The following is a 22,368-nucleotide window of genomic DNA, read 5'->3' on the forward strand; positions in this document are numbered from 1 at the left end:
CCCCCTTGAATATTTATTGATTGGCTTGGTTTGCGAGTCTTTCGGCCATCGGGTAATTCCATTCTGCGATAGCTTTGCCTAACTTATCGTCCACCATGGATCTAAACTTCTGTTGCGCCAAATGAAGTGTGATAGCATCCTTCACTTGATCGAAAGGTTCAACTCCTGCATCCTCTATCGATAGACAGTAAAGTAGATGAATGGCCGCATTTTCAGCAAACAAGCCACTAATCTGTCCAGGTGCAAGCTGATCTGCAGCAAGCAATACCTTAGGATTTTCCAGCGCTGCTGTTCGTCGGGAAGCACTTGTTATTTTGACTTCGCCCACGTTTATACCCAGCTCTTTTGCCTGCTGACGGATGCCTGCGTCTGATCTTATTTCTGCTGTTGCTGCTGCCCGGAGCAATTCCATTTTCTCCATGGCCTCCTGCTGATCCTTGTATTCTGTTTCCGGACCAAAGGGCAGTGACGCCCATTCAAGACGTATAGCTCCCGGCCGAGAATATTTAGCAGCTAGATTTGCTTCATATTCCAGCCTTACCTGTTCATCTGAAATCACGATACCTCCGTTGCTGCGCATTGCCTCAATCGTGGTATCTTCAAGGTTGCTCATGTAATAACTGTAATAGGCCTGTGCGTCCAGGTGAAGAGGACCATACACCACCTCCTTATTCGCTGCCGCCTGACTCCTCCGTTGATTCTCGTGCTCCATTTCTTTTAGAAAACCTTCAAAGCTGATATCCGATACCACCCCTGCTTCTTGAGCAAGATGCAACTCCATCCGCTTCGTCAGTAGCTGTGTCTGGGATTCTTTTATCCACCTTTGGATTGGTTTTTCGCCGGAATAGTCGGTAGACCAGAATTTCTCTGAGTAGTTGGCATCGTAGGTCTGTTTAAAGTAATCAGCAGTCAGTGCCCGATTCATTTGAAGATGCCAGTTGAACTCCGCTGCAGTGACCTCCTGTCCGTTAAGGGTCAGAAGTGGTGCTTCTGCTTGTGGAGCCTGCACATTCATCGCGCCAATCAGCAGCAGGCTTCCCGCAATCAGAGCGAACAGAATAGTGATAAGTCGATTTCTTTTGGAATGAAGTCTTAAAGTCATAAGTTGATTCCTCCTCTCCGCACTCATATTAAGCGCTTTCATTCTCTTCGATATTAGACATGTTACCTTTGAAAAAACAGGCGGGAATGCTGCGAAATGGTTTGCCATTTCACCATTTGCCTAAAAAGAGCAAGATGCTCCATCTATAAATACAAAAACAGCCCAGAATGTTCCGGACTGCTTAGCATTGCTCTTATGTTGGGGCTAACCCGAAAACATACTGAAGCTCAGGACGCCGCCTTTGATAATCTCTTCATGAGGCAAAGAATGGTGCTCCCAAAGCGTATGGTTCCAGTGGACCGATTTACTGTACACATTGGCAGGGCTGTTGTTTTGCGCTTCAATGACCCATTGCCGCCCATTTTCAAGCCGAATCGTTACTTTATCAAATAGAGGGCTGCCTAGCACATATTCGGGAATCCCGGGACTTAACGGATACAGTCCGATGGCGCTCCAAATATACCAGGCACCCATGCTGCCATTATCCTCGTCGCCGGGCAACCCATCCATTCCACTGTTGAATAGTTTAGCTATGGTTTTGCGAACCCAGTACTGTGTTTTGGACAACGCCCCGAGTCTGGCGAAAATATAAGGAATATGGAAGCTGGGCTGATTGCTGATGGCAAACTGCCCTAAATCGGCCGCAGCCATTTCCGACATTTCATGAATTTCCAAGCCATAAGATCCCACTTTGAATATCGGTTCCTCGGCCATTAACTGGTCCATTCGCCGAACAAAAGCTTCCTCGCCACCCATTAGACTGGCTAATCCCGGGAAGTCATGGGGAACTGCCCAGCTACCTTGCCAAGCCCCACCTTCACAGAACGGATCACCCCACGCTAAAGGATCAAATCCTTCCTGCCAAGTACCGTCCTCGTTACGGCCTCTCATAAAACCAACCTCTGGATCAAACAGCAGCTTGTAATTCTGCGCCCGGTCCATAAAACGCTCATAATCATCCATTTTGCCGAGTGCTTTGGCTATCTGGGCTATACAGAAGTCTCCGTATATATAATCCAGCGTGTTGCTTACACTTTCATGAAAACGATCATGCGGCAGATAGCCGTGCTGCAAATAAAATTCTAGCCCCCGTCTACCCAGCTTCTCGTCTGTAGCCGGACGATCTGCATGTTTCAGCAAACCTTCATATAATAGCTCTACGTCGAAGCCGCCGATGCCCTTAACCACGGCATCCGCAGCTGCCGCATCGATCAGTGTGCCGGGCATGGCACTGCGTTCGCCTGGTGACAGCCATTTTGGCAGCCAACCGCTTTCACCGTAAGCTAATGTCCAAGCCTGCATGATCTCACCGAGCAAGGATGGAAACAGGATACTGTATAACGGGAAGCTAGTCCGGTATACATCCCACAGTCCGATATCTGAATACATTGGACCCCGGCAAATGCTGCCGTTAAAAGGACTGTAATGAATTTGCTCGTCCTGCTCGTTATATTCATGCCATGTTCTAGGAAACAGGCAGATCCGGTACATACAGCTGTAAAAGGTACGGAGGTTCTCTTCATCCGCGCTTTCGACAACGATGCGGCTCAGCCGTTCTTCCCAGCCTGCCTCTGCTTTGCTCAAGATCTCTCCGAAGCTGTGCCCACCAACCTCCCGATCGAGATTCAATTGCGCTTGCTCCCCACTAATAAAGGAAGTGCCGCATTTCACTTCTATTACACCGGATTCCGGTATGTTTAATTCTACGTATGCGCCCAGCTTATCGCCGGTTCCTTCATACGTCCCTAAAGGTTGGTACTCCCCGTCAAAAATTCCCGAATCCTCCATGAGAATGTCTGTGTCGAATTGGAAGACGAAATACATCGCGAAATTATCGGGTACCCCGGTGGTATGGCCTCTTGTAAAGCCGATGATCCTACGTTTCTCCGGTTGAAAGGTGAGTTGAGACTCGCCTTTAAGCGGTGCTATTATGAGCCTGTTCTGCTGCCCCTTAGCGTATGTTATTCTAATCACCGCACAGCGCTCTGTAGGGGTCAGCTCCAGTCGGGTACGATATCGTTGAAGAGACACACCGAAGTAGTGTGGGGACACTTGCATCTCTTCCGGTTTAAAGGAAGATGAGCGCGAATCAGGACTGAGCAATAACGGTCCAGTCTGCGGCAACAGTGTTAGATGTCCATAATCTCCGATCCAAGGACTGGGCTGGTGAGTTAGTCGTATGCCCTCCAGGTGGCGATGGTGCGGATGGAAGAACCAGGTCCCCCCTGCTTCGTGGGTTTGCGGGCTCCAAGCCGCCATGCCAAATGGCATCGCTGTAAGCGGCAGCGTATTGCCGTGTGAGTAGCGGAAATCCGACTTAGTCCCTTGTAATGGATTAACATAATCTAACAAACCCAAATGGATACACTCCTTTGGCTGGCTTACACCAGCTCTATAATCTCCGACCTTAACTGCTGCCGGCTAAGATAATCGAAATACTTGAACATCTCCAGCTTCTACCCGTATAGACAGGTGAGTTGTTGAAGGTTCAAACGGATTTATTGGCTGAATTTTGGCATTCCCATCGTCAAACCATGGCTCTACTGAGGTATAATTGGCAGGCAGCGTAACTTTGGCTTCTGTCAACGTGTTCCCTTCATTATGCACATAGAGGAACGCACCTCTGTCTTCTTCAACTTCCCACTCGGAAAGATCAGCGCGGACACCTCCGCTTACTTGCACATTCGGCTGTAGCTTCAATTCCTGCTGTAAAAGATCTCGCACCAACTGGAGCGTTCCGGTATGTCCATCCTGCCAGTAGGCAGCCGCAAGCAAGGTGCCGAACCACACAGCACGCCCATTGCCATAAGCGGCGGCCGTCAACACAGGCATGTTGTCCTCGGCAAATTCGGCTAGGACCTTCACATGACTTTGCAGCAAAATATCTGATTTGTAATAGGAGCCGTGTGCCTTATCATCTGCGGCTGCTTCCCCTTCCTTGCTGTGCTCCATTACATTAAGGAGTGGGATCGCCGTCCGTGATTCGAATGCTACCTGATGATAGCTATGATCCAGATTCTCGGCAGAATGAATCCAAGTCTCCCGAACCCCAAAGACTTCATCAAATCCGTAACCAGGAACTGTATAGCTGTGACAGCCATTCTCTGCCTGAAGGGCGCCGAAGGAGCATTCCGAAATCAATATGCCTCCCTTTTCTACCCACTCACGCAGGAGGTCACACAGTTTACGGTTCAGATACAGTGGATAAGGCATCCACAGGCAGCGGTATTGGTCCAATGTCTTTTCCGTAACATCCGACTCATGCAGAAATTCCACTTTATAATTAAGATCATGTAGCAGTTTATGGACGCCTTGAAGGGAATCGTTATAGGTGTCCAAATGATCATGGGCAGCAAAGTTTGCGATTTGGTTCTGTGGGCTGAATAGAATAGCAATCCCGTCCCCACGCCGTTTTGCCTGTAAAAGCTCATGCTTATTGTATTGCACAAGCTTATTTAGTTGGGCCATATCCTTGTACCATGGGGTTGGACTGCCGTCCAAATACACACTACCCCAAGCCGGAGCCTCCTGTCCTAATACCTCTGGTCTATACTGCCAGAACAGATATCCCGTGATGCCACGGGCGAGCGGGGTCAGAATATGCCGCTTCATTTCTCGCAGCTCCGGCTGGCGCGGTTTCATCGCCGTATTGCCAGGCAGCGCATGAATCTCTGAGTTGATGATCGGTTTGCCTTTGGCGGCAGAGATCAGTAGATCAGCCGACCAAGCTGAGGACCCTAGGCTATTGCCTGTCAGGTCACAGGGCTCAGCCAGCTTAAAGTCGTCTGAACCTGCTGTAATCATATTAAAAATAGGAGCTGGCACAGTATGTGCCATAACAGGATGAAGCAGATCCAGTGACTTCACAGTATCTACCCGGCTCCGCAGCTCATCTGTTAAAGTACCGGACATGAACAGCCGCCAGTCCACCAAATCATTGAATACGCCTTGCCCACGCGGTGCCTCTACTTCCTCCCAGTTTCCGTAAGTCCGCTGCCATGATTCGTTCAGAGCTTTCAGAGTAATATATTTATTTTTCAGCCATTCTTGGAATGCCAGCACTGAGTGCTCGCAATAGCATACCTGGTTGTCAAATGACAGCTTGCGCTTAATCCCTGTCGTCAGCTCAGGCTCATTCCATAAATCCCACACCCAGAGTGCAGGATGATCTTTGAAAGTCTTCACTGTTTCCGCCAGAAATTTCGCCTTCTCCGTGGCTGCAGCTGCATGGTGATAACAAGGTCCAGGAGCTCCGCCAATCTGGCGGCAGTTAATTGCCCTTGGTTCCAGAACGGAACCGTCTGCTGTGATCATTTTGGAATCAGGATGTTTTTTATAAAACCAGGCTGGCGCCACATCGAAAATCACGTTCAAAATGACCTTTAAGCCATTCTGTTCAGCAATATCCATCAGCTCCTGAATATCATCGAACTGGTAGATCCCTTCTTTGGACACGCTGGCGCGCCACTGCACCCAATACTTCACACAATTGAAGCCCTGCCCGGCAATATTGCTTAGGTCTTTCTCCCATTGATCCCGGAATGGGGTTGGGGAACGGTAATATTGAAACCCGAATGGAATAAATGATTTTTGTATCAAGGGTACTCCTCCTACAGCGTTCAATTTCGATGTCATGTATTTATAAAAGCGCTTACCGCTCTTTTACGGTTAAAGTCTATCACAGTACATTTTGCAAAAGTTAGGATGGAATCCTATGAAACGGTTTGTTAAGCTGTTGAAATGTTTAGAACTTCCGCTATGCGGACATTTTTGTACTTAGCCACCGGTGAACATACTGCGAAATCGTTTGTGATCCTGACAACTGAGAAATTACCGCTCCTCTAAAAGAGGTTTCATGTTTATAATGACTGTAAGACATATTAGAAACTACTTCGAGGTGAGGCCAATGTTGAAAGCGCTTATAGTAGATGATGAATATCTCGTCCGTATGGGCATCACCCAAACCATAGACTGGGCAGAATACAACGTCGAGATCATAGGAGAAGCCAGCAATGGTGAAGAGGGTTTGGAGCTTGCACTACAGCACCGCCCGGATGTGATTATTACCGATATCCGTATGCCGTATATGAACGGTCTTGAACTTATCGAGAAAATACGGGAGCAGGACATGATCGTAGGCATTGTCGTACTTAGCGGTTATGACGAATTTCAATATGCGCAGGCTGCATTACGTTATGGTGCCTCCACCTATTTGCTGAAGCCCATTAATATAGAAGAACTCGCAGATACAGTACGAAGCGTTGGCGAAGAAATTCTGGGGAAAAAGCAACTCTCCAAGCGATATTCACAGCTTAATGAGGAAATTGCCGCGATATCCAAACAATTCTGGCAGGATTTACTGCATGGCCAGCTGCATAGTGAGGAATTCATTACCAGCAAAATAAAGCTGCTGGAGCTGCAATTGGAACCAGGAAAAGCTATGCTGCCGCTGTCCATAGCCTTCCCTGCTGATAATGGTCTTCAAGGAACTGATGTAGGCAAAGCGTTGGAGGATGAAGCAGCGGTTATTCTGGAAGCGTATTCTTTTGAACAGCTCTGTCTATTCCGCGATAGTCATCTGGAGTGGGTTATGATTCTCCGAACCGATGAACCTGAGCTTGCCGGCGATTCTGCCCGCAGATTAGGTAAGCAGCTATCGGAATGGAGCCAGCAGCACTTCGGCCAGGCTCTTAGCGTTGGCATCGGCAAACCAACTGAAAAATGGAACGGAATCGTAGATTCATACAAACAGGCTGTGCTTGCTGCGCAGCGTGCATTGTCTGGTATTGAACGCGTGTTGTACGCTGAGGAAGAGGCCGGAGCTCGATGCCGGCGTGAAATCAGAGACGCCCTCGCTTTTATCCGGGAGCATTATGCTGGGAACATTACCGTGGAGATGGTTGCTGCTGCTGTGTTCGTCAGTCCAACCCATTTAATGCATCTATTCCGCAAAGATTTGAACAAGACTTTCTATGAATGTCTGACGGAATATCGGATTGAAGAAGCCAAACGTATGCTACGCAATCCGATGTACCGGGTCTATGAGGTGGGCAATCAGGTTGGTTTCACCGACTCCAAATACTTTAGCCAGATTTTCAAAAAGATGACGGGCATCCCGCCGAGCGAATATGCAAAAACCTATGGTTAAGCTAACGATGGCCAACCGGATGGATTCTTGGATGCGGAGGTTCAAGATCAAAAGTCGGATTGTTGTTGTCCTGTTAGTGGGATTGTCTCTGCATCTGGTGCTGATGCTTGTTATTTTCAACTTCTATTCCTATACCTATCTGCAGAAGGATCTGTATCGCCATGTGGTCCAGACTCAACGCCAAATTGGGCTCAGTGTGGAGTTGATGGTCGATGACATTCAGATGTTGTTCCTGCGATTTCTGGTGAACAGCGACATTTACCAGATCATTAATAACGATTCCCTGCCGGCAGCAGACAAGGAATTACGGATCGGGGCTATCATCGACGGTATGCTGGCACAGAATGATCTGGTGGGCAATGTAATCATCAACACCAATGATAATATGCTTTACTCTTATCAGTCCAAGGAGCAGATGCTCGAGGTTCCCGAAGCCTTGTTCATTAAACGTATACAGGAGAGCAGCATGCCTGTTGTCGGTGAAATCAAACGGGATGGGGACGGCAATGCCTATATCCCCTTCGGACAGCAATTCCGGAACTTCAATACGGGGCAAAATATCGGGGTCGTCATCATCTATGTCAGAGAAGCCGCCTTGGCAGATCTTTATTCCTCCAGTTTCACTGGCATTGGCTACTCCTTCCTGACTTCCAGCGAGCGGATTATATCTCACCCCGACAAGCGGCTCTTGGGCAATTTTTTGGAGGAGAACGCACCTCTTCGTCCGGGTCAGAAAGAAGGCTACCGCACCTGGTCAGATAACGGGAATTCCTATATCATTGCTACTTATCCTTTGAATCCTAGGTTGGAAACGCTTGGTGTTAGCTGGGAGTTCACCAGTGTGATTTCTAGCCATAAGTTGCTGGAGGGAATTGCCAAGGGTAACCGAAATGCCCTTCTTTTCGCCAGTGTTACCTTCATTGTGCTACTGATTCTTTCCTTTTATCTGGCGGCCAAAATCACCCGACCACTACTGAACTTGAAGAAGAAGCTGAGTCTGTTTGGCAAAAAAGACTTAGCAGCTGTCTATGAGCAGCGGGCACAGGTCGATGAGATTTTCCAGCTAGAGAACAGCTACTATCAGATGGTAGAACGGATCAGCCAATTAATGCTTGAAAAAGATGAGGAAAAAGAGAAGCAGCGCAAGGCGGAGCTGACTGCGCTGCAGTCGCAGATCAATCCTCATTTCCTCTACAACACGTTAGATGCGATTGCCTGGATTGCCCGGCTGAAGAAGCAGCCCGACATTGAGCGGCTGATTTCTTCTCTGGCGACCTTTTTTCGGATTAGCCTGCATAAAGGCGATAAATTCGTTACTGTCGACGAAGAAATCCGTTTGGTGGAGAGTTTTGTGACGGTCGAGCAAATGCGTTTCCCGAATAAATTCGAGATTGAATACGATATTGAGGAATCGCTGCGCAAAGTCCGCATTCTAAAGCTGATTCTTCAGCCTATCGCAGAGAATGCGATCAAGCACGGCATTAGCGAAAAACGTGGCATGGGCAGAATCTGGATTAAAGGCGAGCTGCTGGAGGATGAGATTCGCTTTACAGTGACGGATGACGGAGTCGGCTTTGCCAACGGTGCGACACTTAGCCAAGCTAAGGAAGATGTGCTGTTCCAGAGCGGATATGGGTTGCGAAATGTGGACGAACGGATCAAGCTGGAATACGGTCCTCAATATGGGCTAAGCATCTCCAGCACTCCGGGGCAAGGCACCACGGTTACGATTAGCTTGAAGAAGGAGCTGCCCAATTAACTAAGATTGTTAATGAATGCGGACATTACAAAGAAATCGTTCCTTTTTTGAGAGGTAGGTGGTACTTCCACTTTTCTCATAAAGAGCGATTTCTTTTTTATCGTGTGAGTAGTGTAAATAGTTATTCTGTCTTTTCTCAAAGTGAATTAAGCCCTCTGATTAATTCATCTCCTAAGGAAGGGTGTCCATTCATTACTTCAACAAATAAAAGAGGAGCATTGCCATGGCAAGCTCCTCAGAAATCATAAATCGTTAGTTCAACCAATTAATCATTTCATTGATTTTGCTAACGCGACCATTTCCACTTTAGTCAAATCTCCACTGTTGAATTCAATGAAAGTACCATCTTGTACCCAACGTAGGTATCCTCCTGGTGTATGATTAGCCCATGGTTCAAATCGCCCTTCGATTCCGTTTATGTTAATTTTCTCTTCACGTTCATTAAATTTAAAATCCTCGACTATAGTTCTTGTTGTACTTGTTTGGTTACGAACATCTAAATTAGTGACAACTCGGTTTATTTTATAACCAACCGCCTTATGTTCTTCAATTCCAAATAAATATGTCTTTCCTGATTCATCAAAAAAATGAAGTCTAACTTTTGAAACTGATTGACCAAGAACAAGCGGATATGGTTCCTTAATTTCTAACTTATAACCTTTAAAAGAGTGAGACGGTACTAGTAGTTTGAATTCCGCAATTTTCTTCAGCTTATCCAACCCCACATTTGAAAAAGCAAGCGTAGGCTTAGCTGATGCGATTCCAGCAGACAGCGTAAAGATTAAAATCAATGAAATAATCCATTTAAACAAGGGCGATTCCTCCAAATTTTTTGGGAATATTATGCCCTTGATTAATTCAACTATCCTGCCCGTTTAGTTAAAATCCAACTCTATTCTGGTGATTATAATTTCTTTAGCATGTGAATGTCATTAGGTTCTTTTTCAAATAATTCCAAATCAATCTCTGATGTAATGGCTGAATCATGACTAGTATAAAACTTCACCGCAGATTCAGTCTCGGTAGACGAAATATATAAGTACTTCGCCCCTTTTTCAACTGCTGCTGTACTCAGTGATTCCATAATAAGACTACCGATTCCTCTTCTTCGATATTCACGTGTCACATACATAAGGTCAATCTGAAGCCTATCATTATCATAACCCCTGAACTTATGAGCTAAGACACCAAACCCGACCAGTTTATCTCCGTTAAATGCTCCAAAAGCCGTACCACCATTGGTGAGTTCATATTCATATCGAGATATTATCTATAGATAGATATCTTCTGTCCATCTGGGACTTTCATGTGCTGTTCTTATTTCTTCAAGTACCCCGTGCTTTAATTTGTACGTCAATTCTATTGTTTCCGAACGATCGATGTCACGAATTTTATAAGAATCATAAAGTATTATTTGAACAATTGAAACCATTGTAATCCCTCTTTTTTAAAAATTCGTATTCATCATTATCAATTTAATTGCATACATCAGAATCTATAATATAAGTTTAGACTGCCCCTAGAACTTGAAACAGCGACATCAAAGGACTATAAAATAAAGTCCAGACTGTCGCTATTTCATTAAGTAACGTATCCCGTTAACTTAATGCTGTGGATACTGGTTTAGTAAATAATATCGTGTTGTTCCCCTTCTTTGGGATCGTTAATAACAACCCACTGTTCCTCAACTATGTTTAGTTCCTCATTGCAGAACTCCATTGCTTCTCCTAATGTTTCATAACAATAGTCAGCATTTGCACCCTTATTTTCATGAGTTTCAAATAGAAATACATAAACACGATACTTTGATTCATAAATCATTACCTTACTTATATCCCCTATTGGTTCTGTAAGAAGAGCATACATTCTCATTTTTTCACCCCATGTGTTCTATTGCATTATCTTACCATAGCGTTATCCTGCCCAATAGTTGAATAACAAAAGGAGCAGCTGCCACGGTATTCTGTTCCGCTATCGTGTCCCGTTAGTGACATGGAATTTTACTTTAGCTGAACAATCACCTACGAAGTAGATTCGCTATGATCGGTTCTCGCCCAATTTCTCTCACCCATACAGACAACTGACCAATGAGAGGTGCGTGTGGGTCAAGATAAGTATCTGTATATATAAATAGCTTTGAGAGTTCATATTTTTTTGTTTGTTATAATTTCCCTAGCATTTTATAAGTCTATGCTTTCTTCAAAAGCTTCAACTTTTTTCTCGATATCCTCAAAAACAACTGATTTCACATTAAATTGATTTATATAATTTTTAAATGAATAATGATCAGGGGTATTATATTTATAGTCATTCAAATAATAATTCAAGGCTTTATTATTTTGAACTAAAACATCACAAAGTAATTCATACTCTTCGATACTAAAATTAAAACAACCAGCAATTTTAATTTCACTGCTTTTAATTTGATTAAGTAGTTGATCAAAATTTGAAAAATGATCTGGAAAGTTACTAACCGTAACTGATATAAAATAATAGTTTTTTTTATTATTTAACTCTTCGTTAATGCCTAGATTTACAATTTCATTCATTCTAGTAATTGCTTGTGAAATGGGCTTTTTAATTACCTTCTCAATAGATTGTTCAATTTCTCTCTGATTTAAAATTTTGTAAATACTGTTTAACACTCTTGCAGATTTACACTCAAATACATAAACATCATTTTCCCAACAAACAATCAAATCCGACGATTTATGCTCTTTCTTTCCTACAGAATACTCAAATTCTTTAATAATTGTATATTTAATTTCACTTCGAATTATAACTTGTTCAAAAATATAAACTGCATAATCCTCAAATAATAAACCTAATAAATGAAAAAACTTCATATCAGACTCTTCATATAAATTTCTAATTTTATAAATCAGACTATGGAATAGTTGATCTTGTAAAAACTTTCTACAAATAGGCAAATAACAATTTTCATTAATTTTATATATGGGTTTCTCCATGAATAATTTAAAATTGAAGGTTTCCAATTCGGCTTCTTTAGCCCATTTCTTTGAAGTCTCAAAATCAATACTTAAATTCTCCAAGACTTTTATTATATTATCTCTTGTCTCTTGACTTTGAATTTGAGCAGGGTCAATAACAAAATTGTACTTTGTCATATTACGCGTAATTATTAGTTGCTCATAGTTATGCTGACATTTATAAAATACAAGCACATATAATCCTTTCATATAGGCTTCTAAGGATATACCGTATTTACTTTCAAATTTTTCAAATAAATCTTTATATCCTATATATTTCGGATCTACTGAAAATCTATCTTTATTGCTTATAAACATATAAAAAGATCTTTTAAATTCAGATGCCTGATTGTCCAAGTAATCTAAAATCCCAATTGTCATTAAAGAATTTTTAACACTAACATCGCCTATTTTGTCTATATCCTCTTCCTGTTTTTTAATAATAATTCGGTATAATGTATTAAATAAAACATCTGCACTTGAATAATTCTCCTCTGGATCTTGATTGAGACATTTAAAACCTAATTTCCAAGCATTAAGAACCCCTAATTGTGTTATTAATACTTTGTCTTCCAAGTATTCTTTTGCCATTGCACGATCTATACCTTTAACGCCTACACTTTCCTCAAGAAATGTTTTATTCATAGTATCTTTCTCCGTATATAAGTAACCAAGAAAAGATAATACATACGCTATTCTGTTGAAATCGAGAGATAATTTAAATTCATATTGATCTTCAAAAAACAATTCATTATAGGATGGAATTTTCTCATAATTCATTTTTGAACGGCTCCTTAAACTTTACATTTAACTTTTGAAGAATCCTTGGTTAATCTAAAGGGCACTTTTTGATTTGTCATCACTTCTTCACGGTGGCAATTGGTAGAAAATACTATTCAAGTGCATTTTCTACCAATGCATAGGAGAATAGCAGGAATAATAAAAAAGTGTACGTTTTAATAGTTTATGAATTATTCTCAAACGAAATTTATCATCTGCTTTGAACTCTTACTGGTTCTTAATATGGCTATTCAAATTATCTACAAGCTCGTTCAATTTAGATGATTTAATAGCATTTTCTTCTATAGCATCAATACTTTGAGTTATAAGATTCCAGTAGTTCCCTATCTCCAGATGTTTTGTTTTATTATTAGCTTGTTCTCTATAGTGGTCTTCTCTAATTTTAAATATATTTTGAACGATATATATAAAAACTTCACTTAGTGCCATTCCTCCACTTTGAAGAGGCTTATCCATGAACAATAGTATTATTGCGGTTAAAATAATTAAAAATCCTATCACTAAAGTGGCGAACCACAACCAAAATGAAATTTTAGCTTGTGAAAGTAATGTTTTGTAATCCAAATCTAAGTGGTTCCTATAAAACTCTCTACTTGCGGATATTTCTTCCTGTCGTAACTGTTCATTGGAAAAAAATCCAGTTCCACTTTTATGTTGTTTCTCATCTACTTTCAACTCAAAAGCTTCGACATCTTCAGTAGTGGGCTTGAAATCGTCCAATAGTTTATCTTGAATTCTATCACTGTTCGATGTCTCAAGAATATTAATAATCTGTAATACCTCATTCATTTCAGGCCTATTATCGGGATCCAAAGACAACATTTGATTTATAAGCTCTTCTAGTTTTTCAGATCCTATTAATGTGTCGTTCTTAATAATGACTTGATAACTTTTAGTAGCCCTTGAGAAGATATCCTTGATATTCTTATAATCAAACGGTAATTTTCCGGAAAATAATTTATAAAGAATCAAACCTAGCGAGTAAATATCAGCTTTGAAAGTAACACTTTGATTTTCTATTTGTTCTGGTGCCATAAAAGCAGGCGTTCCAATAAAACCGCCTGGTTGTGTTAGAGTCAAATTATCTGTCCAGTTTGAATCAGTTTTACTAATGCCAAAATCGAATAATACAGCTTTCTTAGTTGTTCTGCTTATAATAATATTTGAAGGTTTTAAATCGCGATGTATTATATTATTTTGATGTAAATACGATAAAGCACTTAATATATCCTTTGAGTAAGAAATCGCTTCTCTTATCGTTACTGATGTTGTATTGATCTCATTTTCCAATGTATTTCCATCAATAAATTCTTGAACTAAGTAGTATGTATTTTTAAAAAAACCTACATCAAACAAAACCGGAATATTAGTATGCTTCAACTTGGATATTATCTCTACTTCTCTCTGAATTCTTGCAGTAGAAACATTATCCCTATTACTATAGACTTTAAGAGCAATCTTTCGTTGAGTAAAAGTATCCAGTGCTAAGAAGACTTCTCCCACCCCACCTTTACCTAAACTTCTAATTATTTGGAATCTATTTTTATAAATATCGTTTTCTTCCAAAAAAATTGATCTCTCCTTAACAACAGTGATAGATGATTCTAAAAATTCATTGTATAATACTCTTCGGGAATAATAATTTTAAACTTATGAAAAGGTGACTGCTTGTGTTTCAGACTGAGGAAGAATTAGTAACTAGGTTAGTTAAACATTACAATAAATACTTCACCATTCAAGAAGTCGGAGTTGGGTATGGGATTTCTGATTTATTGATAATTAGAAACCAAGCAGATTTAATACGTTTTATTGAAACTCGACAAGGAGTATATTTAAAAGATCTTGATGATATAAGGGTGTTCGATTACATCCGTAAGAGAAAAAAAGTCAGCCTGGATGAATTAATATCAAATTTATTCATTTCAAAATCAAAGTTAAAGTATTCAGTCCTAAAACGATTAGAGTATAGCGGTGCAATTACACACAATGCAAACTTCTATAGTAGAAATGAAAAATTCAAGTTATTTTGTCCCAATGTAATTGCGATTGAAGCTAAACTTGAAGATTGGCAAACGGGGATTGCTCAAGCAATTAGATATCATCGTTTTGCAGAAAAATCTTATCTAGCAATTGACGATCAGTATATTCATAGGGTTGATCAAAAAGAACTCTATAATTTTAACGTAGGATTAATAAGTGTTGGGTCTAAGGTTAAGGAGATAATAAAACCTATTCCTCACAAACCATTAGACCCCGCTATGCGATATAAAGTTACTGAAGAAATTATTTCAAGAGATAGTACTAAAGTTGATAAGCCTCATCTAATTTAGACTGTGACACTTCCAATATGATGTCCCTCCATGTCTCTAAATGAGAATGTCCAAAGTTCTTGATTCGTTTCTCCTTATTAATATCTTTCGTCAACTTAACTGCATCATTTACCCTAGTAACAAAACTATTCAATCTCTCCCTAGGTTCCAGAATTGACAGCTCAATCATCTGCTTATTTTTAATATACATATGATGCTTGATTACGTTATTAAATTCATATAACTGGTTTGTGTTGCTGGAAGCTTGGCAAAAATCACAACTACATATACATTCTTGTCCTGCATTTGTAGATAAAACATCCTGTAGAATATTCTGATTAAATAATCCCATCAGTTTCTCAACATAATAACGTCTTGCTGTTCCTCCCCCTTGTTCACGCTCAAGATACTCTTTCTTGAAATTATCACTTTGTCCCAAACCAGAGGAAACAGTATTTGCACCTAATGCAACTAGTCCTAAAGAAAAATCATTAACACGAGACAAAATTATTTCTTTCTTCGATTCAGCAAGCATTTTTACTAGATAGGCATAAGAAAGATAGTGGTTTGCGTTTGCTGTTTCAAAATTCCCTGATATTTGCAAATAAAACCCATCTGGATTTGCTGAGGTAACCAAATTCACAAGAGACTTAATATTATCGACATCTTCAAACTTACCAATTTCAAATGATATACCATAATAAAGCTTCTTATTAATACCTGCGCTTAGAAGATAAGACTTACCTTCTTTATAGGCATTATAATCGACATTTATCCACTCATCCTTTGGATCTTCCAAAAAATGATAAGGAGATATTAAAATGCTAGCTTTGTATTGTTCCTGAAGATCAATAACCTTCCTAACTCTCTGTTGTAGTGAAAATACATTCAAAAAATCTTTTGGTGTCTCTTTCCTTAGAGGACTTATTAAGTAAGGGATCTTTTTATACGATGATTTAGTTGTGAATGCTGAATAGCCTAATGTCTGAGTGTATGGATCAACAATTAATTTTACATCACTATCACTCTGTGCAAGCTTCAAATAATTTTTATCAGACTTAAGTAATTGAGGAACATTAAAAACAGCACCTTGTATCTTGTGACTATTATGATATTCAACAACGGCCTTTGCATCATTTTGTATTACCATAGGTAAAAACTCAATATTTGAATTAAAATAAATAGTTGTGACTTTAGAAGTATGTCTACTTCCAGGTTTTTTGTACTTATCCAATATTGATAATATACTCTCGAAAGAAACGCTTCTTTCAAAAGGTTGTTTTTTTAGCAAAGTCTCTACCAGTTCAGAAATTTCAATAGGAACGGAAAGAAGTTTTGAGGCAAGTGATTCAGGAACTTCATTTAAGATTTTGTGAATTGCCTCTAATTGATTATTCATTTTTAACGGTTTTTCACCAGATATTAGTTCATATAAAACTGCAGCTGCTGAATAATAATCTGCTCTAAAATCTATATCTTTAGCAGATCGTAATTGTTCAGGAGCCATATAAGCAAATGTACCCATTCCCTGTCCGGTGGTGGTAAGGGTGCTTGCATCTATTAATTTCGAAATACCAAAATCTAATATTTTTATGTTAAAATTATCATCAGTAATGATAATATTTGAGGGCTTTAGATCTCGATGAATAATATTGTTTTTATGAATAGCTGCAATTCCTAAATAGATATTTTTAGCTATTGAACATGCTTCAGAAACAGTTAGAGAATTTTGTTCTATATACGCCTCAAGTGTATTTCCTTGGACATATTCCATTACTATATAACGATATTTCTGTATGCCATCATGTATAAACCCATCATCTACATATTTAACAACGTTTTCATGCGTGACAGCTTTAATAATCTTAATTTCTCTTTCTACCCTTTTTGAATTTACAGCTTCTTTATCAAGAATGTTTTCTCGTATCAATTTTAATGCGAAACTACTACCATTCTTCATTACCTCATATGTAGTACCAAAGTTACCTGCACCTAGCGTACGAACAACTTCATATCCATTGATGTTATCCAATCACATTACCTCCAATATTTGGAATACCATATAGTACCATTGAACCACAATTTGTCGAAAAACAGAAGCAAAATTTGTTTCAACACACATTCGCAGCCAGGACGATATAAATTGTATGTACAAAACAAACCTCTAGAAATATTCCAGAGGTTTGTTTGCTATTGACTCCAAACTAACCATCCATCACTTATAACAGACCGTCAGTTCAATCCGATTTCCTTCTCTATCATAAACAATCCGCTCCACCAGCTTCTTCAACGCCCGATTCTTCTCTTCACTTGTCACCGCTACGTCCCACAACTCCCTAAACTCACCTACCCGTTTATATATCTGCTCCACAGTTGGATAATTCCCTTCATCTACTATAACCTTCCGCAAATCCTTTAACTCTTCCTCCAGTTTCTGTATCTGCCTAGACCGGATAGCTTTACGCTCCAAAAATACTTGCTTCGTAAGCATATCCTCTTCATAAGATTCATGCAGCTTGTCCAACGCTCGCTTCTGCTTCTTCAATTCCTGCACTTTGACCTCGATGATCACTCGTGTATCATTATACCGACTGCCATGCATTTCAATCTCCCGCAAAATGTTTGGATCAATCTGGATAATCCGATCATACAGAGCATTGAAAAAATCAGCATCCATTACCTTGCCACGCTGTTCACATTTGCTTTCATCTTTGTACTGGTGATAGCACAATGCACTCCAGTGCTGTCCCTGCTTCTTGTTTTCTCCCACCCGGAATCTCATCCGTGAACCGCATTTTTCACAATACAGCAAGCCTGACAAAGGAAAAATGTTACGTCTTGAATTGGGATTCAACATGCGATTCTTAAGCAGCCGTTCCATGATCGCTTCATGTTCTTCCGGCGTTTTCAGCTTTTCATGTGTTCCCATGACTTTAATCCGCTCTTCTTCGGGTACAAGCTCCACCTGACCACGCTTGGAACGGGTTTTTCCATAAGTAATGTAACCCAAATGGATTTCGCTTGCCAACAACCGTTAAACCGTAATATTTGACCAGCCCTTGTTCTTTCCATCGGGCTTAATGTTGTATGGCGTGGGTATCTTGTTATCCGTCAACCAAATGGCAATATGACCAAGGTTTGTTCCATTAAGATATTTCTCTACAATCGCTCGGTAAATCGGACGCTTTGTTTCATCCACCAGTACCGACCTTATGTTCTTATCATAATAGTATGGAAACGGTGGCTTTCCATTTGTCCACATGCCTTTCTTGGCTCCTGCCTCTTTCCCCTGCTTCATTCTTCGCTTAATCGTTTTGTACTCTATTCGGGCAAAAATAGACATGAAATCAAATGATACATCGTCATTGTCTATTTCCAGATCGTATATCTTGTTCGGTGTAATGATTACCGTCTCTGAGTTCAAAAACGTATCTTTTATGAGTGCCCAATCCTTATTTTCTCCACGCCCTAAACGGTCAATATCCATGACCACTACCCCGTCATAAAGCTGGTCTTCAACATGTCGAAGTAACTTCTGCATTTCCTTACGGGACTCGATCTTTTCACCAGAGGCCACTTCTTCATATAGCCTATAGGTCCAATTTCGATTCTCGACCAAGGTCAGAAGGGTATCCCTATGCTTCGAGAGAACGTCTTCAAACTCACCATCGTCCCGTGATTTTCTTAAATAGACGGCTACGTGCTTAATTGTTTTGCTTTCCATAGGTTCCTCTACTCCAAACGTGTTAATATTTTGCCGCCTTCCAAATAGAATGTTGAGCATTTTTGATGACACATCATCGAATATGACAACTGTAAAATTATGGAGGCGTAATTTATGATGAAATATGAATATGTAATCAAAGAAGTAAATCAGCCATCTGGCAAAGCGTTGCGGCAATTTCATGAGCATGTGGCCCGGATATTGAGCGAAACTGTCCAAGCCGAGGCCGAGATAGACATACCTCTCCCCAAAGTGCATCATTCTACGCAAGACAGTCAGAAAACTTAACAAAATAAAAACAAGCCGGAGCGCATGACCCATTCACGCTCCGGCTTGTTCTATTTCAGATTATTTTGAATGAATTCTCGCTCCGACTTCTTCAGATACCTTAGTGAATTTTCGAAGGAATACAGGTACATGGAACGAAGCATCCTCAGCTTTTCGACTGAGCCATCCATAATCGTTTGCTTAATGGCTGGAATCATTTGGCTGTTCGTTACTCCGAATTTTCCCGGCTTTACAATATTTTCAATGGCAAGTGGCCGCTCTTCATTGCCATCATTTAGTTCTTGCTGCAACTCTCGTGTATTTTCTTCATTTAATATTACTTCCTGCTGTGACGAATCTTCATGCTGCTGTAGCGTATGCTGGGTGCGTCTGCTGAATTGCCTCATCGAAATCGACCAAGGCTCCAACGGAGCCGATGCTTGAATATTATGTTAGATGATGTCAGCCCTTCTTTGAATATTCCAACCTGTTGTTAAATTTCTTTAGAATTACGTTCTTTGAACCAAGATGGAGTTTTGACCTTGCTCCCCAAAATATCATACTCATTAAAGAGATCTTTAACAATCTGTGCTGCTTGATCTAGCAACTCTGAAAATTCATTACTTCTTATTACACTGCCATTTTTTGTAGCATAGTGAACTATATTATTTCGCATGTTACTCAGATCTATATATCTTTCGAAAATCTCATTAGGGTTAGTAGTCCAATTTATTGTAGAACCAGTTATTGCTGCTGGGATAAAATTATAAAGTTTTCGTCTTACATTGCTATACCCAATTGGCATATTTGCATTATGATCATTAATAAAGTCTAATACTTCTTGCTCTCTTGAACTTATAGTTTTATCCTTTAAATTACATTTAATTAAAGAACTCATCCATGCTTCTGCTGAGGCACAGAAACTTATAATAGCTGATCTCTTATATCTCCATTGAATAAAGAAATCCGTGAAACTTTCAGATTGTTCTTTATAATATAAAGCATCATTGAATAATTCATGAGACATATTACTTATTGTTAAACCACAATCCAAACTGTTATCTTCCATTTCCTAATCTCCTTAATATTTGTAGTTGGTTGATTTCATCTAACGTAATATTCACGAAGTTCGTAAATATAAGCAGTACAATCGATTAAACGAACTACCGAGAATCAAATTGTACCTATAGACTATGCTCTTATTATACAATGAAATGGAAAAATATGACGAACGATAATCTTTCACTTTCAAACAAAAAGCCTCCGCCAATTCAATGGCGAAAGCATTTTAAAATTGATTCACACGAACATCCCATCAATGTGATGGATTTCGTGAGCGATGACGTGACGCATGATTTCTCCATGCTTATATGTTATCTATTCACCATTATCACGTAGAAGTGTCAGCTCTTTACATTCCATCTCCGGTGTCCATGACGTAACAAATGGCTCCACTTCTGCGTGAAACTGTATTGATAAATCTCGTATCTGCTTCAGACTTCTGTGAGCCTCGAAGGGCTCTTGCTCAAATTCTGTCTTTCCTTGCAATACGCAGTGAATCCAACTATATTCCCAATAAACGATGTGAAACAGTGTTTTTAAGATTCCTCCAACACTGCCAATACGAGCTTTAAGCAATTTCATCTTCAGATACATCTTCACACCAAGAGAACCAGTCATTACGAACCTGCTAGTTGTATTGGAACAGAGTCTTCATTATAGAGCACGCTCCTAATTTATATCATCTAAATATTAAAATTCTAACTATTCAGACAAAATAATTCGACATCACCCTGCTATTCCCTCTTGTGACATTAACTGTTCGTTAGTTTAATGCCCTCGTCAGTCTAGTTCTTTATTTTCCCGGTCTGACACTTTAGAGACTTTCAAAAAACCCTATTTTGCTAAGAGCAGACGATTAAGTGTATCTGGACACTAGTTTAATCTGCCAGAGCGAGATATGTTGTGAATCATAGGTTAGTTTGTGCATCGCATCTCCCTCTACTCCCGTTCATTCTATTAAAAACGCCAAAAGGCGTCCCAAGCACAAGCAACCAATTCATTGCTTTGGGGGACACCTCTTTGTCTGAGTAGATATAAGCACTGCTAGCCAGTGACCTTTTGCAGATTTTAGCGTCTAACCTGAAATTCCAATGCTTCATAGATTCTGTCTGCCATTCTGTTGCCATTCCGACTGCCAATCTTAGTCTTTCATCGTGGAGTTAATTTTCAAATACAACTGTTTCAGCGGATTAACAATACTGCCACTAAGCATTGAAATCAGCAACCAGAACACTATGAACACGACGATGTTTAAACCGATCATTAAATACTTAAATGTCCGCAGCTCTGCATTCATGCCGTCTGCAGAGATATAGGTGACTATCCGCTCGTCCGATTCGGGCAGCGGATAGAGCAAAATCAAGCCGTCGGCCGTTTCACGCTCCAACAAATCCATAGCACCGCTACTAGAACTATCTTGTTCTTCCGTCATAGCTGGATTATCCTTCTCTGGTGTAGCCAGCGCAGTTCTAATTTCTTGCAGTCGCTTCATGGGCACATCCGCCGCATTCAGTAGCTTTCCGTTACTTGTCAGCAGATAAACTTCATTCTCGCCGTAGATCGTATTCTTGCCTGACAGGTAGAAGCTGTACAGCTTGTCAATCTCAACTTCGAGCGAGAGCAGACCTAAAATTTGCCCCTCCGTATTCTGAATTTTTACCTCAAGCAGCAGACGGTCGCGCAGATCAGAAGGCGCGTTCATCAGATGTTCCCGGTTCAGCACCGTCCAGCGCAAAGCCTGTTCCCGATTATCCAGGAATTGTTCCATCCCCGGAACTTTCTTGATCTCTGTAAAGGGGAGAAGCCCGGATACATTGCTCGAGGAGTACGTCCCCCCTGCTTCACCCCAAATATAAATGCCGAGAATGTCACTGCTAGAGGAGCGGATGCCCTCAAGTATCTGAGAAATCGCTCCATCATATGCTGGTTTTTTCAACGCATTTTGTACCACCTGATTGTTGGAGATAAGCTTGGAGGTCTCCTCTAGCCAGTTCATGAACAAAAGAGTGTTCTTATGCTGCTGGCCAGTGTATTGAACGGACAACTGCCGCAACATATCCAAACTTCTATGCTCCATAGTACGGTACAAAATGAAACTCGAAGCGGCAATGTAAACGGTAATAAACAACACCAGGACAAGGCGGATGTTGCGGCCGAATGATCTGAACATATAACTCCCCATCCCCCTCTGGTGTATGAATCAACG

The 22,368-nt window shown here is 40.6% G+C and carries 19 protein-coding genes; 4 read left to right on the plus strand and 15 right to left on the minus strand.

From position 1 onward, the window contains the following. Positions 1-13: 13 nt before the first annotated feature. The 3 genes from NSQ29_RS11815 to NSQ29_RS11825 all read right to left on the minus strand — a co-directional run bounded on the left by NSQ29_RS11815 (position 14) and on the right by NSQ29_RS11825 (position 5,701). Positions 14-1,102: a peptidylprolyl isomerase gene (locus NSQ29_RS11815; protein ID WP_341125127.1), complete on the minus strand. Its 1,089-nt coding sequence runs from the start codon at positions 1,100-1,102 to the stop codon at positions 14-16. 204 nt (positions 1,103-1,306) lie between these two features. After that, the gene (locus NSQ29_RS11820; RefSeq protein WP_341126753.1) at positions 1,307-3,466 is read right to left on the minus strand and encodes a GH92 family glycosyl hydrolase; all 2,160 of its coding nucleotides are present in this window, start codon (positions 3,464-3,466) and stop codon (positions 1,307-1,309) included. Positions 3,467-3,523: 57 nt separating this feature from the next. Continuing rightward, a complete protein-coding gene (locus NSQ29_RS11825; RefSeq protein WP_341125128.1) occupies positions 3,524-5,701 on the minus strand; it encodes a beta-galactosidase in 2,178 nt (725 codons plus the stop codon). A gap of 307 nt (positions 5,702-6,008) precedes the next feature. Between NSQ29_RS11825 and NSQ29_RS11830 the strand changes: the two genes are divergently transcribed. Next, entirely contained in the window at positions 6,009-7,250 is a 1,242-nt protein-coding gene (locus NSQ29_RS11830; RefSeq protein WP_076283770.1) for a response regulator, read from the plus strand. Then, entirely contained in the window at positions 7,231-9,009 is a 1,779-nt protein-coding gene (locus NSQ29_RS11835) for a histidine kinase (RefSeq protein WP_081382913.1), read from the plus strand. Before NSQ29_RS11830 ends, NSQ29_RS11835 begins: the two co-directional genes overlap by 20 nt. A gap of 269 nt (positions 9,010-9,278) precedes the next feature. Here NSQ29_RS11835 and NSQ29_RS11840 read toward each other — a convergent pair whose 3' ends face one another. The 5 genes from NSQ29_RS11840 to NSQ29_RS11860 form a co-directional block, all read right to left on the minus strand. Beyond that, positions 9,279-9,821, minus strand: a complete 543-nt coding sequence (locus NSQ29_RS11840) for a hypothetical protein (protein ID WP_341125129.1) — start codon at positions 9,819-9,821, stop codon at positions 9,279-9,281. Between the two features lie 92 nt (positions 9,822-9,913). Further along, positions 9,914-10,279: a GNAT family N-acetyltransferase gene (locus tag NSQ29_RS11845; RefSeq protein ID WP_341126754.1), complete on the minus strand. Its 366-nt coding sequence runs from the start codon at positions 10,277-10,279 to the stop codon at positions 9,914-9,916. A 353-nt stretch (positions 10,280-10,632) separates the two neighbouring features. Continuing rightward, positions 10,633-10,881 carry a hypothetical protein gene (locus NSQ29_RS11850; protein WP_339240997.1) on the minus strand — a complete coding sequence of 83 codons (249 nt, stop codon included), beginning with the start codon at positions 10,879-10,881 and terminating at the stop codon, positions 10,633-10,635. A gap of 308 nt (positions 10,882-11,189) precedes the next feature. Continuing rightward, complete coding sequence (locus NSQ29_RS11855) at positions 11,190-12,779, minus strand: hypothetical protein (protein WP_341125130.1); 1,590 nt, start codon at positions 12,777-12,779, stop codon at positions 11,190-11,192. Between the two features lie 228 nt (positions 12,780-13,007). Further along, positions 13,008-14,366, minus strand: a complete 1,359-nt coding sequence (locus tag NSQ29_RS11860; RefSeq protein WP_341125131.1) for a serine/threonine-protein kinase — start codon at positions 14,364-14,366, stop codon at positions 13,008-13,010. 104 nt (positions 14,367-14,470) lie between these two features. On the opposite strand from NSQ29_RS11860, the gene NSQ29_RS11865 reads away from it, so the two are divergent. Then, positions 14,471-15,130: a hypothetical protein gene (locus tag NSQ29_RS11865; RefSeq protein WP_341125132.1), complete on the plus strand. Its 660-nt coding sequence runs from the start codon at positions 14,471-14,473 to the stop codon at positions 15,128-15,130. Here the strand turns inward: NSQ29_RS11865 and NSQ29_RS11870 are convergent. The 3 genes from NSQ29_RS11870 to NSQ29_RS11880 all read right to left on the minus strand — a co-directional run bounded on the left by NSQ29_RS11870 (position 15,102) and on the right by NSQ29_RS11880 (position 18,833). Next, the gene (locus NSQ29_RS11870) at positions 15,102-17,141 is read right to left on the minus strand and encodes a serine/threonine-protein kinase (protein WP_341125133.1); all 2,040 of its coding nucleotides are present in this window, start codon (positions 17,139-17,141) and stop codon (positions 15,102-15,104) included. The two genes, NSQ29_RS11865 and NSQ29_RS11870, sit on opposite strands and share 29 nt — an antisense overlap. A gap of 183 nt (positions 17,142-17,324) precedes the next feature. Then, complete coding sequence (locus NSQ29_RS11875; RefSeq protein ID WP_341125134.1) at positions 17,325-18,137, minus strand: zinc ribbon domain-containing protein; 813 nt, start codon at positions 18,135-18,137, stop codon at positions 17,325-17,327. A 6-nt stretch (positions 18,138-18,143) separates the two neighbouring features. Further along, positions 18,144-18,833: a recombinase family protein gene (locus tag NSQ29_RS11880; RefSeq protein WP_341125135.1), complete on the minus strand. Its 690-nt coding sequence runs from the start codon at positions 18,831-18,833 to the stop codon at positions 18,144-18,146. Positions 18,834-18,947: 114 nt separating this feature from the next. Here NSQ29_RS11880 and NSQ29_RS11885 point away from each other — a divergent pair, with 114 nt between their 5' ends. Further along, complete coding sequence (locus tag NSQ29_RS11885; RefSeq protein WP_341125136.1) at positions 18,948-19,121, plus strand: hypothetical protein; 174 nt, start codon at positions 18,948-18,950, stop codon at positions 19,119-19,121. A gap of 50 nt (positions 19,122-19,171) precedes the next feature. Here NSQ29_RS11885 and NSQ29_RS11890 read toward each other — a convergent pair whose 3' ends face one another. The 4 genes from NSQ29_RS11890 to NSQ29_RS11905 form a co-directional block, all read right to left on the minus strand. After that, positions 19,172-19,507 carry a hypothetical protein gene (locus NSQ29_RS11890; protein ID WP_341125137.1) on the minus strand — a complete coding sequence of 112 codons (336 nt, stop codon included), beginning with the start codon at positions 19,505-19,507 and terminating at the stop codon, positions 19,172-19,174. Between the two features lie 86 nt (positions 19,508-19,593). Further along, positions 19,594-20,169, minus strand: coding sequence for a hypothetical protein (locus tag NSQ29_RS11895; protein WP_341125138.1), 576 nt, complete (start codon positions 20,167-20,169; stop codon positions 19,594-19,596). A gap of 308 nt (positions 20,170-20,477) precedes the next feature. Beyond that, positions 20,478-20,780 (minus strand): DinB family protein, encoded by a 303-nt coding sequence (locus NSQ29_RS11900; RefSeq protein WP_341125139.1) that lies wholly within the window; start codon positions 20,778-20,780, stop codon positions 20,478-20,480. Positions 20,781-21,303: 523 nt separating this feature from the next. Further along, positions 21,304-22,332 (minus strand): cache domain-containing protein, encoded by a 1,029-nt coding sequence (locus NSQ29_RS11905; RefSeq protein ID WP_341125140.1) that lies wholly within the window; start codon positions 22,330-22,332, stop codon positions 21,304-21,306. Between the last annotated feature and the right edge of the window lie 36 nt (positions 22,333-22,368).

The sequence above is a fragment of the Paenibacillus sp. FSL F4-0236 genome (genome assembly GCF_038000135.1).
Classification (GTDB): domain Bacteria; phylum Bacillota; class Bacilli; order Paenibacillales; family Paenibacillaceae; genus Paenibacillus_AQ.